This is a genomic window from Microbacterium gilvum (assembly GCF_039543865.1).
In the GTDB taxonomy this organism is placed as follows: Bacteria; Actinomycetota; Actinomycetes; order Actinomycetales; family Microbacteriaceae; genus Microbacterium; species Microbacterium gilvum.
On the sequence record NZ_BAABKO010000001.1, the window covers coordinates 1134450 to 1149226 of the forward strand.

The 14777-nt window shown below is 72.3% G+C and carries 11 protein-coding genes; 4 read left to right on the plus strand and 7 right to left on the minus strand.

The window, feature by feature from the left end; genetic code table 11:
* Nucleotides 1-59 precede the first annotated feature (59 nt).
* Complete coding sequence (secA, locus tag ABD998_RS05560) at nt 60-2834, minus strand: preprotein translocase subunit SecA (protein WP_345436761.1); 2775 nt, start codon at nt 2832-2834, stop codon at nt 60-62.
* 299 nt (nt 2835-3133) lie between these two features.
* Between secA and ABD998_RS05565 the strand changes: the two genes are divergently transcribed.
* Together ABD998_RS05565 and ABD998_RS05570 are read left to right on the plus strand one after the other, a co-directional pair.
* Nucleotides 3134-4111 carry an epimerase gene (locus ABD998_RS05565; RefSeq protein WP_345436763.1) on the plus strand — a complete coding sequence of 326 codons (978 nt, stop codon included), beginning with the start codon at nt 3134-3136 and terminating at the stop codon, nt 4109-4111.
* Between the two features lie 164 nt (nt 4112-4275).
* A complete protein-coding gene (locus ABD998_RS05570) occupies nt 4276-5799 on the plus strand; it encodes a stealth family protein (protein ID WP_345436765.1) in 1524 nt (507 codons plus the stop codon).
* Between the two features lie 5 nt (nt 5800-5804).
* Here ABD998_RS05570 and ABD998_RS05575 read toward each other — a convergent pair whose 3' ends face one another.
* Entirely contained in the window at nt 5805-6740 is a 936-nt protein-coding gene (locus ABD998_RS05575; protein WP_345436767.1) for a phosphodiesterase, read from the minus strand.
* 154 nt (nt 6741-6894) lie between these two features.
* Between ABD998_RS05575 and ABD998_RS05580 the strand changes: the two genes are divergently transcribed.
* Both ABD998_RS05580 and ABD998_RS05585 read left to right on the plus strand, forming a co-directional pair.
* Nucleotides 6895-7473 (plus strand): PadR family transcriptional regulator, encoded by a 579-nt coding sequence (locus tag ABD998_RS05580; protein ID WP_345436769.1) that lies wholly within the window; start codon nt 6895-6897, stop codon nt 7471-7473.
* Nucleotides 7474-7548: 75 nt separating this feature from the next.
* Nucleotides 7549-8892 (plus strand): hypothetical protein, encoded by a 1344-nt coding sequence (locus ABD998_RS05585; protein ID WP_345436771.1) that lies wholly within the window; start codon nt 7549-7551, stop codon nt 8890-8892.
* 60 nt (nt 8893-8952) lie between these two features.
* Here the strand turns inward: ABD998_RS05585 and hpf are convergent, their stop codons facing one another.
* From hpf to mtrA, 5 genes are all read right to left on the minus strand, one after another.
* Nucleotides 8953-9621, minus strand: a complete 669-nt coding sequence (gene hpf, locus ABD998_RS05590; protein WP_345436773.1) for a ribosome hibernation-promoting factor, HPF/YfiA family — start codon at nt 9619-9621, stop codon at nt 8953-8955.
* 89 nt (nt 9622-9710) lie between these two features.
* The gene (locus tag ABD998_RS05595) at nt 9711-10403 is read right to left on the minus strand and encodes a ComF family protein (RefSeq protein ID WP_345436775.1); all 693 of its coding nucleotides are present in this window, start codon (nt 10401-10403) and stop codon (nt 9711-9713) included.
* A gap of 88 nt (nt 10404-10491) precedes the next feature.
* Nucleotides 10492-12264, minus strand: a complete 1773-nt coding sequence (locus ABD998_RS05600) for a GerMN domain-containing protein (RefSeq protein ID WP_345436777.1) — start codon at nt 12262-12264, stop codon at nt 10492-10494.
* Nucleotides 12261-13934, minus strand: coding sequence for an MtrAB system histidine kinase MtrB (gene mtrB, locus ABD998_RS05605; RefSeq protein WP_345436779.1), 1674 nt, complete (start codon nt 13932-13934; stop codon nt 12261-12263). Before mtrB ends, ABD998_RS05600 begins: the two co-directional genes overlap by 4 nt.
* Before the next feature lie 8 nt (nt 13935-13942).
* Complete coding sequence (gene mtrA / locus ABD998_RS05610) at nt 13943-14623, minus strand: MtrAB system response regulator MtrA (RefSeq protein WP_345436781.1); 681 nt, start codon at nt 14621-14623, stop codon at nt 13943-13945.
* Between the last annotated feature and the right edge of the window lie 154 nt (nt 14624-14777).

The following is a 14777-nucleotide window of genomic DNA, read 5'->3' on the forward strand; positions in this document are numbered from 1 at the left end:
GCCGGAGACGACGCGGGCGGGCCACGGGATCACCCGTGGCCCGCCCGCGTCCGGGAGCGCTACTTCTTCTTCGCCGCCCTGCGCTGCTCGCGGTTCTGCGGCGCGGGAGCCTGCGGCGCGGCATCGTCAGCCGCCTGGCCGAAGGCGCCGCGGGCGCCGCTCTGCTGGCGTGCGCGATCGGTCTGCGTCTTCTGCACCTGGCCGCGGTCGTTGCGCACCTCGACGTCGCCGTCCTCGCTGGGGGCGGAGTACTCGAGCTTCTGCTCGGCGGGAGCCTCGACGAGGCCCTTCGCCTCGACCTGCGGCTCCGCCTGGTCGCCGTCGCCTGCCTTGCGGACCTCGACCTCGAGGTTGAAGAGGTAGCCGACGGCCTCCTCCTTGATCTGGCCCATCATCGCCTGGAACATCGAGTAGCCCTCGCGCTGGTACTCGATGAGCGGGTCGCGCTGCGCCATGGCGCGCAGGCCGATGCCGTCCTTGAGGTAGTCCATCTCGTAGAGGTGGTCGCGCCAGCGGCGGTCGAGCACCTGCAGCACGACGCGGCGCTCGAGCTCGCGGACGGCCTTCTCGCCGAGCTGCTCCTCGCGGCGGGCGTAGGCGATCGTCGCATCGCTGAGCAGCTCGCGGCGCAGGCCGTCCGCGGTGATGCCGCCACGGCGCTCGCCCGCCTCCGCGACGACCTCGTCGATCGTCACCCCCACGGGGTACAGCGTCTTCAGCTCGGTCCAGAGCGCGTCGAAGTCCCAGCTCTCGTTGTGACCGCCAGACGTGTGGTCGTCGACGATCGCGCTGATGGCGTCCTCGATGAAGTGCTCGACGCGGTCCTTGATGTCGTCGCCGTGCAGGATGGTGCGTCGGTCGGCGTAGATCGCCTCGCGCTGGCGGTTGAGGACGTCGTCGTACTTGAGGACGTTCTTGCGCGCCTCGGCGTTGCGACCCTCGACGGCCGCCTGCGCGTTCTTGATGAGGCGCGAGACGAGCTTCGACTCGATCGCGACGTCGTCGGGGAAGTCGGTGCGCGAGAGCAGGGCGTCGGCGGGGCCCGACTGGAAGCGGCGCATGAGATCGTCGGTGAGGCTCAGGTAGAAGCGGCTCTCGCCGGGATCGCCCTGACGGCCCGAGCGTCCGCGCAGCTGGTTGTCGATGCGGCGCGACTCGTGCCGCTCCGTGCCGAGCACGTAGAGGCCGCCGGCCTCGCGGACGGTCGCCGCCTCCTCCTCGACGCGCGCCTTGACGGCCTCGAAGACCGCCGGCCACTCTGCCTCGTACTCGTCGGGGGTGTCGTCCGTGGAGAGGCCCTTCGCCTTCATCTCCTGCACCGCGAGGAACTCGGCGTTGCCGCCGAGCATGATGTCGGTGCCGCGGCCGGCCATGTTGGTGGCGACCGTGACGGCGCCGAGCTGGCCGGCACGCGCGACGACCTCGGCCTCGCGCGCGTGGTTCTTCGCGTTGAGCACCTCGTGCTTGATGCCCTTCTTCGACAGCAGGCGGGAGAGGTACTCGCTCTTCTCGACGCTGACGGTGCCGACGAGGACGGGCTGGCCGTTCTCATGGCGCTCGGCGATGTCCTCCACGACCTGCGCGAACTTGCCCTGCTCGTTCTTGTAGACGAGGTCGGTCTGGTCCTTGCGCACCATGGGGCGGTTCGTCGGGATGGGGATGACCCCGAGCTGGTAGGTCGACATGAACTCGGCCGCCTCGGTCTCGGCGGTTCCCGTCATGCCGGAGAGCTTGTCGTAGAGGCGGAAGTAGTTCTGCAGCGTGACGGTCGCGAGGGTCTGGTTCTCGGCCTTGACGGGCACGCCCTCTTTGGCCTCGATCGCCTGGTGCATGCCCTCGTTGTAGCGGCGGCCGACGAGGATGCGGCCGGTGTGCTCGTCGACGATCATGACCTCGTCGTTCATGACGACGTAGTCGGTGTCGCGCTTGAAGAGGGCGTTCGCCTTGATGGAGTTGTTGAGGAACGAGATGAGCGGCGTGTTCGCCGACTCGTACAGGTTGTCGATGCCGAGGTAGTCCTCGACCTTCTCGATGCCCGCCTCGAGCACGCCGACCGTGCGCTTCTTGATGTCGACCTCGTAGTCGACGCCCTCTTCGAGGGTGCGAGCGATCTTCGCGAACTCGGCGAACCAGCGGTTGGCCTCACCGGACGACGGGCCGGAGATGATGAGCGGCGTGCGCGCCTCGTCGATGAGGATGGAGTCGACCTCGTCGACGACGGCGAAGAAGTGGCCGCGCTGGACGAGGTCCTCCTTGCGCCAGGCCATGTTGTCGCGCAGGTAGTCGAAGCCGAACTCGTTGTTCGTGCCGTAGGTGATGTCGGCCGCGTACTGCTCGCGACGCACCGCGGGCGTCTGCCCGGAGACGATGATGCCCGTCGTCATCCCGAGAGCGCGGTACACGCGGCCCATGAGCTCGGCCTGGTACGACGCGAGGAAGTCGTTGACCGTGACGACGTGCACGCCCTTGCCCGCGATCGCGTTGAGGTAGGTCGGGAAGGTCGCGACGAGGGTCTTGCCCTCACCCGTCTTCATCTCGGCGATGTTCCCGAGATGGAGGGCAGCGCCGCCCATGAGCTGCACGTCGTACGCGCGCATGCCGAGGGTGCGCTTTGCCGCTTCGCGCACCGCAGCGAACGCCTCCGGCATGAGCTGGTCGAGCGTCTCGCCGCCCTCGTGGCGGGCGCGCAGCTCCGCGGTCTCGCCGCGGAGCTCCTCGTCCGTGAGGTTCGCGTAGTCCTCTTCGAGGGCGTTCACGGCGGTGACGACCCGCTGCAGCTGACGGCGCACGCGTCCCTCGCCGGCACGGAGCAGCTTCTCGAACGGATTGGCCACGTATCACTCCTCGATCGGGTGCCGCATCCCGGACGGATGGGCTCGGTCGCCCCGGTGGGCGACGGGCATACCTGCCCATGTTATCCGCCCGTGACAATGGATCAGCCGACACCCGGCCGATCGGGGGAACGGAACCGGCTGCCGGCCGGGCCAAGCACCTGTTCCTCGACGAGCCGCCCGTCGTGTGGGAGCGCCGTGATCGTCGACGTCGTCCACGGTGGAGCGCGCCCCGGTCCCTCGACCTCGAGAGACCGCCATCGCCGCCCTGCGAGGATGGCGGGAGCGGAAGGGGCAGGCGGATGGCCGATGGCACGCGGATCGCGGCGGTGGCGGGAGCGAGCGGCTTCGTCGGCACGGCTCTCGTCGAGGCGCTCCGTGCGGACGGGTGGACGGTGCGCACGATCGGCCGCACGGGGCCGGCCCGCTGGGACGACCCGGCGACCGTCGCGTCCGCCGTCGACGGGGCCGGACTGCTCGTGAACCTCGCGGGGAAGTCGGTCGACTGCCGCTACACCGACGCGAACCGCGACGAGGTGTACCGCTCGCGCATCGAGACGACGCGGGCTCTCCACGACGCCGTCGCGGCCGCCGAGCGGCCGCCGCGGATCTGGATGAACGCGAGCACGGCGACGATCTACCGGCACGCCGTCGACCGGCCGCAGACCGAGGCGCGCGGCGAGCTCGGCACCGGGTTCTCCGTCGACGTCGCGCGGGACTGGGAGTCCGCCCTGTTCGACGGCCGGCTGCCCGGCACGCGCCGCATCGCGCTGCGGATGGCGATCGTCCTGGGCGACGGACCCGCGACGCGCATGCTCGCGACCCTCGCGCGCACGGGACTCGGCGGACCGCAGCTCGACGGATGGTGGTTCGCGCACCGCAGGTACCGAGGCATCGGACCGACCCCCTCGGGCGACGGCCGGCCGCCCCGCCACCGCACGGGCGGACGACAGCGCTTCAGCTGGATCCACATCGACGACGTGATCGGGGCGATCCGCTTCCTCATCGCTCACGACGACGTCGAGGGCGCAGTCAACCTCGCCTCTCCGAACCCGAGCGACAACCGGACCGTCATGGCGACGCTCCGTCGGATCGTGCGCATGCCCGTCGGCCTGCCTGCGCCGCGATTCCTCCTCGAGCCAGCGATGTGGATGCTCCGCACGGAGCCCGAGCTCGTCGTGAAGAGCCGCTGGACGCTCCCCGAGCGGCTCGTCTCGGCGGGCTTCCGATTCGCGCGGCCCGACCTCGAGCCCGCGCTGCGCGACGCGCTCGGCCGCTGACTGCACCCGCCGCACTGCCTGTCAAGGGTGTCGGGCGGACCTTCCGCGACTGCTTATCATTCGGACAGGAGCCGTTCACGCGCATCCCCACCGGGTTCCCGGCGCGCATGCTCCCGTTACCGTCCCGACGGCCCCGATGGCCGTGAGTAGATCCGAGGTGATCGATGACCCTTCTGGGCACCCCTCCGCTCCCGTCCGCGCACGACGCGGCACCGCTCGCCGACGAGACCCGATTGAGGGACGGCATCCCGCATCTCGTCGAGGAGATCGCTCCGGAGGAGGCCCGGGAGGCCGATCTGCTCGCGCTCGCCGACATCCTGGAGGACGCCGGCCTCCGTCCGCTCCTGCTCCGGCGCACGAGCGGGCTCCCCGCTCTGGCGCTCTTCACCGAGGACCGGGAGTCGGCCCTCACCGCCCTCGCCGCCGCCAGCGGACCGTGGGCGGCGGCGCGCACCGCCTCCTCCCCCGCGCTGCCGATCGCGACGGCCGCCGACATCCCGTTCGACGACGGCGCGGCGATCGTCTTCCGCCCGCGCGTCGTCCCCTCCGGGTCGCTCGCCTACGGCGCCGACGCCGGCGTGCGCCTGGAGTTCTGGCGCCGCGACGGCGACGTGGTCCACGCGCCGCGCCGCAACGCCCTCACCCGGCGCGTCATCGCCGCGGACGACCTCGTGTTCGCCACGGTGTCGCGCTACGGGCGCTCATGGCACACCCTCGACGGCATGTTCACGCCCGGACCGCACGAGGTGACGTTCGACGTCGACATCGTGTTCTCCTGGGTGGACGGATCGTCCAACGCGTTCCAGCGCGAACGCGCCAAGCGCATGAACGCCTACGTCGTCGGCGACGGCGACGAGCACGCCGCCCGCTACCGCCAGGTCGACGAACTGCGGTACGCGCTCCGCAGCGTCCACCTGTTCGCCCCGTGGGTGCGGCGCATCTTCATCGCCACCGACAGCCCCGCGCCGCACTGGCTCGCCGACCATCCGCGGGTGACGATCGTGCGCAGCGAGGAGTTCTTCGCCGACCCGTCGGTGCTGCCGACGCACAACTCGCACGCGGTCGAGGCGCAGCTGCACCGCATCCCCGGCATTGCCGAGCACTTCCTCTATTCCAACGACGACATGTTCTTCGGTCGCCCCGTGCGCCCCGAGCTGTTCTTCACGCCGGCGGGTGTCACGACGTTCGTCGAATCCGGAGTGCGGATCGGCGTGGGACCGACCCGGCCGGAGCGCAGCGGCCACGACAACGCCGCGCGCGTCAACCGCGCGCTCCTGGAGGAGCGCTTCGGCCGCGTCATCACGCGCGACCTGCAGCACTGCGCGACGCCGCACCGCCGCGATGTCATGTTCGAGCTGGAGCGCGAGTTCCCCGAGGAGTTCGCGCGCACGACGGCCGCGCGGTTCCGCAGCGCGACCGACATCTCGGTGACAAACTCGCTGTACCACTACTACGCCGCCTTCACGGGCCGCGCGCTCGTGACGACGAAGCCCCGCACGCGCTACATCCAGACGACGCTGCGCGACGCGCCGGCCCGGATGGGGCGGCTGCTGGCGCGACGCGACGCCGACATGTTCTGCCTCAACGACGGCAGCGTGCCGGAGCTGCCGGAGGACGTGCGCGAGCGGCTCGTGCGCGAGACCCTCGATGCGTACTTCCCCGTCCGCGCACCGTGGGAGCGCGGCTGAGATCATCAGCCCGCGACGCGCTCCACGGCGAACGCCTCGGCGCTCAGCGACCGCGACGACGGGGGGATGACCACGCCCGCCTCCTGCAGGCGGCGCGCGGTCTCGGCGGCGGAGATCGTCTCCGCCGCCGGCGCGTCGACGAACGGCACCACCGAGTGCACGACGGTCTCGTCGTAGACGTGCACGAGGTTGTACGACTGCCCGCCGTCGCGTGGGCGCATCCCGCCGTCGGCCACGCCGAGATCCTGCGTGTAGCAGGACGACGACGCCACCGAGACGGGGATGCCGGCGAAGAGCGCCGTCGAGGAGAAGTGGATGTGTCCGGCCAGCACGGCGCGCACGTCGCTCCCCCGGATCACGTCGGCGAGCGCCGGCTGCTCGCGCAGCTCGACGACCGTCGCGAGCTCGAGCACGCACGGGATGGGCGGATGGTGCATCGCGAGGATGGTCCCGTGCCGCGCCGGGACGGCCAGCTCGCGCGCCAGCCAGGACAGCTGCTCCGCGCTCAGCTCGCCGTGGTGCGCACCGGGGACCGACGTGTCGAGCACGATGAGCCGGAGCCCGTCGATGTCGTGCACGGCGTCGACGGGATCCGCACCCTGCGCCCCCAGGAGCCCACGACGGAACGCGTCGCGGCTGTCGTGGTTGCCCATCACCCACACGACGCGCGCGCCCAGCCGCGCGGCCGCCGGCTCGACGACGTCGCGCAGCGCCGCGTAGGCCGCGTCCTCGCCGAGATCCGCCAGATCGCCCGTGAAGACGAGCGCGTCGGGCCTGGCTCCCGACGCCTCGATCTCGTCGAGGATGCGCCGGACGTTGCGCACCGCGTCGACGGCGAAGACCCCTCCCTCCGAGCGCACGTGCGTGTCGCTCAGGTGGACGAGCAGATGGCTGGGTCGTGCGTACTCGGAGATCCGCGGCGCAGCTGACGGGACGGCCATGCCGCGATGGTAGCCACCGCGGGTGAACGGATGGCGACACGCTCGCGGAGGGTCGCGACACGCCCTGCGACCCCGATCGCACCGTGCGCACCGACGGCCCCCTACGCTCGATATGCATACGCGGCAAGCATTTCGCCGCGCAGAGGAGGTGCGGATGCGGGTCAGGGAGGCGCTGCTGGCCATCCTCGCGCAGGGCCCGTGCTACGGGTACCAGCTGCGCACGGAGTACGCCCGGCGCACGGGAGGCACACGCCTGCTCAACGTCGGACAGGTGTACCACACCCTCGAGCGGCTGGAACGAGACGGCCTCGTCGACCGCGACGACCCCGACGAGCTCGGACATGTCTTCTGGGCGCTCACCGACCTCGGCGCGGACGCCGCGCGCGCCGGCCTCCTTGCGCCGTCCGACCCGGCCGACCGCTCGGCGCTGCCCGTGAAGATCGCGCTCGCCGCCTCGCTCCCCGGAGTGGACCTCGACGAGATCGTCGACGCAGAGCGCACCGCCGTCGCGGAGCGCATCGCGGGGCTCCGCGCCGATCTCGCGGCGGAGCCGGCGGACGCGGCCCTGGCGACGGTGGCGGGCGGCCTGCTCGCCGGCGCCGAGGCCGATGCGCACTGGCTCGACGAGACTGCGAGGCTGCTCGGCGCCGTGCCCCCGCACCTCCGCGCCGTTCCCCTCTCGGACGAGCGACCCCGTCGCGGCCGGCCGCCACGCGCGGACGCCGCCGCCTGAGCGTGCGTCCGGCGCTCGCTGTGAGCGCACCGCGACCCGGCATCGGCGGCGCCGGCGCGTCATAGGATCGTCACCATGGCAGGTTTCTGGGGTCGACGCAGCCGGGAAGAACGGGAACGTCAGGAGGCGGCCGACGACGATCTCGCCCGCCGCGCGCGCACGGCCCTCGTCACCGCCGACGAGCGCATCCGGGCGACGGGAGACGAGCTCGTCTTCGCCGCCGCCGAGCTCGGAGACGGCCCGACGACCGACCTGCGCGAGGGGCTCGCGGCCGTCAAGCAGCACATGGCGGAGGCCTTCCACCTCCACCAGCTGAACCACGACGACATCCCCGACACCCCGGAGGAGCTGCGCACGCGCAACGCCCGCATCGTGCAGCTGTGCGATTGGGCGGAGGACGTGCTCGACGAGCGCACCGCGGCCCTGCAGGAGCGCATCGCGCTCGTGCGGCAGGCTCCGCAGATCCTCGCTGGCGTGCGGGCGGACGTCGAGCGCCTGCGCGAACGGCTGCCCCAGGCGCGCGAGACCGTCGCGCGGCTCTCCCGCCACTACAGCGCCGAGGCGCTGCAGCGCGTGCGCGTGAACGCCGACGAGACGGATCAGCTGCTCGACTTCGCCCTGCACTCCGCCGACGTGTCCGAGCGCCGCCGGGAGGCGCGTCGCACGGAGGAGGCGAACCTCGCACTCGAGACGGCGACCGAGGCCGTGCGGCGGGCGACGACCATCCTCGACGGGATCGACGACTTCGAGATCGAGGCGATGCGAGCGCAGTCGACCCTCGCCGACGTCGTCGCGGATTCGCGGGGCGATCTCGTCGTGGCGCGCTCGGCTCCGCAGACGCCCGCTGTGACAGCGGCCGCGGCGGCGCTCGAGTCGGCGCTCGTCGCCCTGCCCGCGCCAGGGACGCCGTCCGATCCCTTCACGGCGCTCGCCGAGCTGTCCGAGGCGAACGCCGCACTCGACGCCGCCGTCGCCAAGGCGCGCGAGCGCGCAGCGAACCCGGTCCCGTCCGTCGAGCACGTGCGTCACGACATCGACGCGGCCGATCGCGCCATCGGCGTCGCGAGCGGGCTCATCAACGGCCACCGCGGATGGATCGGCGCCGACGCGCGCACGCGGTTCGCCGAGGCGCAGCGCCTGCGCCTCGACATCGACCCCCTGGTCGCCTCCGAGGACACGCGAGAGCGCGCCCAGCAGCTCGCCCGACGCACGGCGCAGCTCGCGCACGAGGCGCTGCAGCTGGCGCAGCGCGACATCGACTCCTCGCGCCCAGACGACGACGACTGGGGCTCGTGGGGCGGCGGCCAGCGGCGCGGCCCCGGCGGCGGCATGGGCGGCGGGATGGGCGGCGGCGGCCTCCTCGGCCCCGTGCTCGGCGGTGTGCTCCTGGGTGGCCTGATCGGCGACATCTTCGACTGAGCGGACGCGCGGCGACGCCCCCGGACCCTCACGGGTTCCGGGGGCGTCGCCGTCAGCCGATCACGACGCCAGCGCGTCCTCCGCGAGCGGCGCGGCCTGCGTCGACAGCGCGATCACACCGTAGTCCCATCCCCTGCGACGGTAGACGACGCTCGGGTGGTCGGTACGGGCGTTGATGAACAGGAAGAAGTCGTGGCCGACGAGCTCCATGCGGTCGACGGCCTCCTCGACCGTCATCCACTCCGGCTCGAACGACTTGGTGCGGATGACGACGGGCGTGTACGCCTCGTCCTCCTCCGCCTCCGTCAGCACGGGGACCGCACCCGTGGCGACCGCCTGCAGCGTCTCGACGGCGGCGGGCTGCACGTCGAGTCCCTCCAGCTCCCCCGTCTCCTTCGCGAAGCGGGCCGTGCGCGGGTGCACCCGGCCGCTCACCTTCTTGTCCTTCGCCCGGCGGATCTGCTCCGTGAGCTTCTCGAACGCGAGGTCGAACGCGACGAACTTGTCGCCGTCGTGCGCCTCCGCCCGGATGACGGGCCCCTTCCAGAAGATCGTCAGCTCGACCGACTCCTCCTCGAGTCGTCCGGCCCTGTGGGCATGGTGCGTCACCTTCACCTCGAGACGCTGGGCACGCGGCGCGAGCGTCGCGATGCGCTCGCTCTTCTCTTCCACCACGGAGCGGAAGCGGTCCGAGATGCTGACCCCCACGCCGACGATGTTCGTGTCCATTTCTGCCTCCCTATCCGGTCCGACCGGTGTGAGCGGCGGACCATCGGTCGCCTTCGGTGTCCCCACCGTAGCCCCGCTCCGGCAGAGTGTCACGAACTATTTGCCACCGATTCACCGTGTCGCGTTCGCGAGGGGAGAACACGCGGTGTGGCCGCGAGGGCGACGGCTCCCACGACCTCGAAGCCGGCGTCGCGCAGCGCGCGGCACGCCTCCCTGAGCGTCGCCCCCGTCGTCACGACATCGTCCACGACGACGACCGCACGTCCGCGAGGCGGCCGCCTCGCCCGCAGCGCGCCGGCGAGGTTCCCCTCGCGGGCGGCGACGTCGAGACCGCGCTGATCGGCGGTCGTGCGCCGCCACGCGAGCGCGCGCGTCGGGGCGACGCCGGCATGGTGCAGCAGCAGCTCGACGGGGCGGTAGCCGCGACGCCTCGCCGACGCCGCGGTCGGCGGGACGGGGACCGCCTCGACGAGCCGCCCCGCGTCGACCGCCGTCGCTGCGAGCACGACGCGCAGGGCGGGGGCGAGCTCGCGTGCGAGCCCCGTACGAGCGTGCTCCTTGTAGGCCCGCACGACACGCGACACCGCGCCGGAGAACTCCAGTCCCGCGCGCACGGCGACGTCGTCGTCGAGCGGGCGGGAGCTCGGCGACGGCGCGAGCCGTCCGCGGCATGACGCGCAGAGGGCGCGTCCCGGTGCGCCGCAGCCGGCGCAGTCCACCGGCAGGACGAGCGCCGCAGCGTCGAGGAGCGCGGTGCGGAAGCCCGCCGGCAGCGTCGTCATGACGACAGGATGGCCGGATCCCGATCGGTCGCGGCGGCCTCTGCACCGCGGGGGCGCCGACACGCCGGAGCCGAATGCCTGTGGACGCTCAGTCGGGAAGGCCGATCTGGGTCGCGAGCACCTCCACGCCGCTCGCCGACGTCGTCGGGTTCGTGCCGCCGCGGAGGACGACGAGGTCGCCGCCGTTCGTGAGCATGCGCACCGTGGTGTCCTGGTTGCCCGCCGCGATGGCGACGACGCCGAGCGGGGCCGTCGCCGTCGTCTGCGGCGCGCCGATGGGTTGCGAGATGAGCTGCGCGCTCGCGCTGCCTCCCGCCGCGATCCCGATGGTCCCGTCGTCGATCCATGCCAGATCGATGCCGGAGAGCCGCAGCTGCGCCAGCCGCACGGGCGCGCCGACCGACAGCGGCGTGCCGTCGAAGTCGCGCTCGATCGCCGAGACGACGGCCCACTCCTGACCGCCGATCGTCACGAGCGCCGCGATGCGGGAGCCGTCGCGCGAGATGTCGACGGCCTTCACGGCCGACACGTCCGCCCATCCACCCGAGAGCGGGATCGGTGTGAGATCGGCATCCCATGCCGTGAGCGACGCGGGGTCGCCCGGGCGCACCGTCCACGCGAACCCGAAGCGATCGAGCGCGGGCGCGACGGAGCGCGCCCCCACCTGCACCTCGTCCGGGCTCTCCTCCGTGACGCGCCACACGCTGCCGTCCTCGAGGCCCAGCACGGCAACGTCCTCCTGAGGGGACAACGAGATCGAGCGGATCTCCTCGGGGAAGTCGACGAGGATCCCGCTGAGCCCCGCGATCGGTGACAGCTCCCCTCCGGCGAGATGGCCGAAGCCGTCATCCGTCATCACGAGCGGAGTCGAGTTGATGCGCGTCGACACGATCGGGGCCGCGTCCACGTCGGCCGCCTGCCCGTCGATGGTCAACTGCACCGACCGCACCTCGGTCGCGGCGAGGCTCTGCTCGAGCTGCGCCCGCATGCGGCTCAGGGTCTCGTCGTCCGCACCCGCCGCGCCCGTGATCTCGACGGCCGCGACGCGGTCCGCGTCGACAGGCACCGTGCCGCGCGACAGCTGCATGTCGGCGCCGAACGCCGTCTCGACGGCGGGGGCCAGCCACTCGCTGGGGGCGCCCTCGACGAGCTCCTGCACGATGCGCGTCGCCGCGTTCTGCAGATTCGGGAACCACCGGGAGTCGGGGACGAGCGCCGTCCACGTCGCGTCGAAGTAGTAGAGGTCGTGCGGGGAGTAGAGCTCGAGGAAGTACGCGCTGTCGAGCACGATGCCGTCCGGTGCGGAAGTGATGCGCCACTCCCCCGCCTCGTCGCGGGCGAGCTCGAACGAGAGCGCCGTCGACGAGCCCTCGTCGGCCGAGCGGTACCGCCCGTCCGCGTCGACCGTCGCCCGCGTGTGCACCTGGGCGGTGAGTGTGGCGGTCTCCGTGCCGCCCTCCGCGTCGTCGTCCGGGGTCTCCTCCGGCTCCTCCTCGCCCTCCTCCGCCGGGTCCTGCTCGAGGCCGGGGATGTCGCGGTCGTCGGTGGCGTCGATCGTGATGCCCGCGGCGGGGTCCCACGTCTCGGCGAGGTCGCCCTCGAGGAACTCGCGCGCCGTCGCCCAGTTCTGCTCGGGCGAGATGGACGCCTTCAGGAAGCCGTCCACGATCTCTGCTGGCGACCATCCGGGCCTCGGCTCGTCGGCCGCGTAGCGCACGGTCGTCGTGTCGTCCACGGCGTCGCCGGGGGCGTTGCCGACGGAGACGGGCCCCGTCGTGGGCAGCCCGGAGCAGCCGGCGAGGGCGAGCGCCGCGGCGAGCGCGGACGCGGCGATCCGGTGTCGGGCACGGGGGGAGGTCATGCTCCCTCCCTCTCGTCGTCGGTGCGGATGGGCTGGGTGAGGCCGAACGCCTCGGTGGCCGGCTCGTGGGGTTCGACGGGGATGGGCGAGCGCTCGACGACGGCGCCCGGCGCGCGCGGCACGGTGAGGACGAAATGCGAACCCGCCCCCGGCTCGGACCACACCGCGAGCGTGCCCCCGTGCAGCTTCGCGTCTCCGAGTGCGATCGCGAGACCGAGCCCGGTGCCCCCGAGGGTCCGCTTGCGAGACGGGTCGGCGCGCCAGAACCGGTCGAACACCCGCTCCGTCTGCTCGCGCGTCATCCCCAGCCCGTAGTCGCGCACGCCGATGGCGACGGCACGGGCGTCGCTGTCGACCGTGAGGACGATGGGACGGGCCTCGCCGTGCTCGATCGCGTTCCCGACGAGGTTGCGGAGCACCCGGCGCACCCGACGGGGGTCCACGTCGACGGGCGAATAGCCGCCGGGGGCGACGACGCGCAGCTCGCTGCCGTGCTGCGCGGCGACCTGGCGCATGGAGTCGGCGACGTCCTCGGCGAGCTGGGCGAGGTTCGTGGGCTCGAGCTCGAGCTGCACCGATCCGGCGTCGTAGCGGCTGATCTCGAGCAGGTCCGTCAGCAGCTGCTCGAATCGCGCCACCTGCGTGTGCAGGAGCTCGGCGGCCCTCGCCGTCGACTCGTCGAAGTCGTCGCGACGATCGTTCAGCATCTCCGACGCGAGGCGGATGGTCGTGAGCGGCGTGCGCAGTTCGTGCGAGACGTCCGAGACGAAGCGCTGCTGCACCTGCGAGAGCTCGGCGAGCTCCGTGATCTGCGACTCGATGCTGTCGGCCATCGCGTTGAACGACCGCCCGAGCGTGGCCAGCTCGTCCTTGCCGCGCACGGGAAGGCGCGCGTCGAGATCGCCCGCGGCGAACCGGGCGCTCGTCTGGCTCGCCTCGATGAGGGGCTGCGCCACCGTGCGCAGCACGACCCACGAGATGGCCGCGACGATGACGACGAGCACGATGCCCGTGACCCACAGCGTGCCCTGCACGAACCGGAGGGTCTGGTCCGCCTCCTCGAAGCTGTAGGCGAGGTACACCTCGTACGCGCCGGCGTTCTGCACGTCGAGGAGCTGGCCCACCACGATCCCCGGCACGGCGCGGTCGGCGCCGTCGAAGACGAGCGGCACAGACTGCCACCACTGGTACTGGTTGTCGGCCGAGCCGCGCACGCGGTCGCGCAGCCCCTCGCTCAGCACGGTGTCCCGGTTCTCCAGCTGGAACGTCGAGTCGGGCGGCGCGATCGCGGAGGGGGCGTCGTCGATGCGGAAGTAGGCGATGTAGCTCGTCCCGCTCTGCTGGTCGAGCCCCTGCTCCCTCGCCTCCACGAGAACCTGCTGCAGCGTCGCGGCGTTGGAGGCGACCTCCGCCGTGTCGAGCACGTCCTGCGCGGCCGAGACCGCCAGCTGCGCCTGGTCGAGCACCTGGTCCTTGCGTGCGGAGAACAGCTCGTTGTGGATGGCGAGGGCCGTCCACACGCACGCCACCGCGATCGCGAGGGCCGTGGCGGCGACGGTGATGAACGTCGTGCGGAAGCGCAGGGAGCTCGTCCACTGCGCGCGGATCGCGGGGAGCCAGGAGGACGGCCGCCGCACCGAGATCCGCGGCGGGCCGGCGGCGGGGGCCATCCGCTCGCCTACAGCGCGGCGCCGGCGCGGTACCCGACCCCGCGGACGGTCATGACGATGCGCGGATTGTCGGGATCGATCTCGATCTTCGCCCGCAGACGCTGCACGTGGACGTTCACGAGGCGCGTGTCGGCCTTGTAGTGGTAGCCCCACACCTGCTCGAGCAGCGCCTCGCGCGAGAACACCTGCTGCGGCTTCGCGGCGAGCGCGACGAGCAGCTCGAACTCGAGCGGCGTGAGCGCGATCGGCGTCTGCCCCCGGCGCACCTCGTGCGCGGCGACGTCGATCGTCAGATCGCCTGCGCGCAGCACGTCGGCGGACGACTCGGGCGCGGGCCGCAGGCGGGTGCGGATGCGGGCCACGAGCTCCTTGGGGTTGAACGGCTTCACGATGTAGTCGTCGGCACCCGCCTCGAGCCCCGCGACGACGTCGGACGTGTCGGACCGCGCCGTCAGCATGATGACGGGAACGCCCGACTCCGCACGGATCTCCGCGCAGATCTCGATGCCGTCCTTGCCGGGCAGCATGAGGTCGAGCAGCACGAGGTCCGGCCGCTCCTCCCGCCAGGCGTCGACGGCGAGCGCCCCGTCCGCGCAGAAGGCGGTGTCGAAGCCCTCCGTCCGCAGGACGATGCCGATCATCTCGGCGAGGGCCGTGTCGTCGTCGACGACGAGGATGCGGGCGCTCATGAGGTACCGGTCCTTTGCTGACAGTGCCGCGCGCGACGCGCGCGGGCGTACGGCTCACACGAGCCTAGACGACGTGGTCGGCGGGTCCGCGGCGACACGGGGCGCGGGGCGCGACGTGTGACACGATGAGGGGACGCGGGCGCTCCGGCGCCCG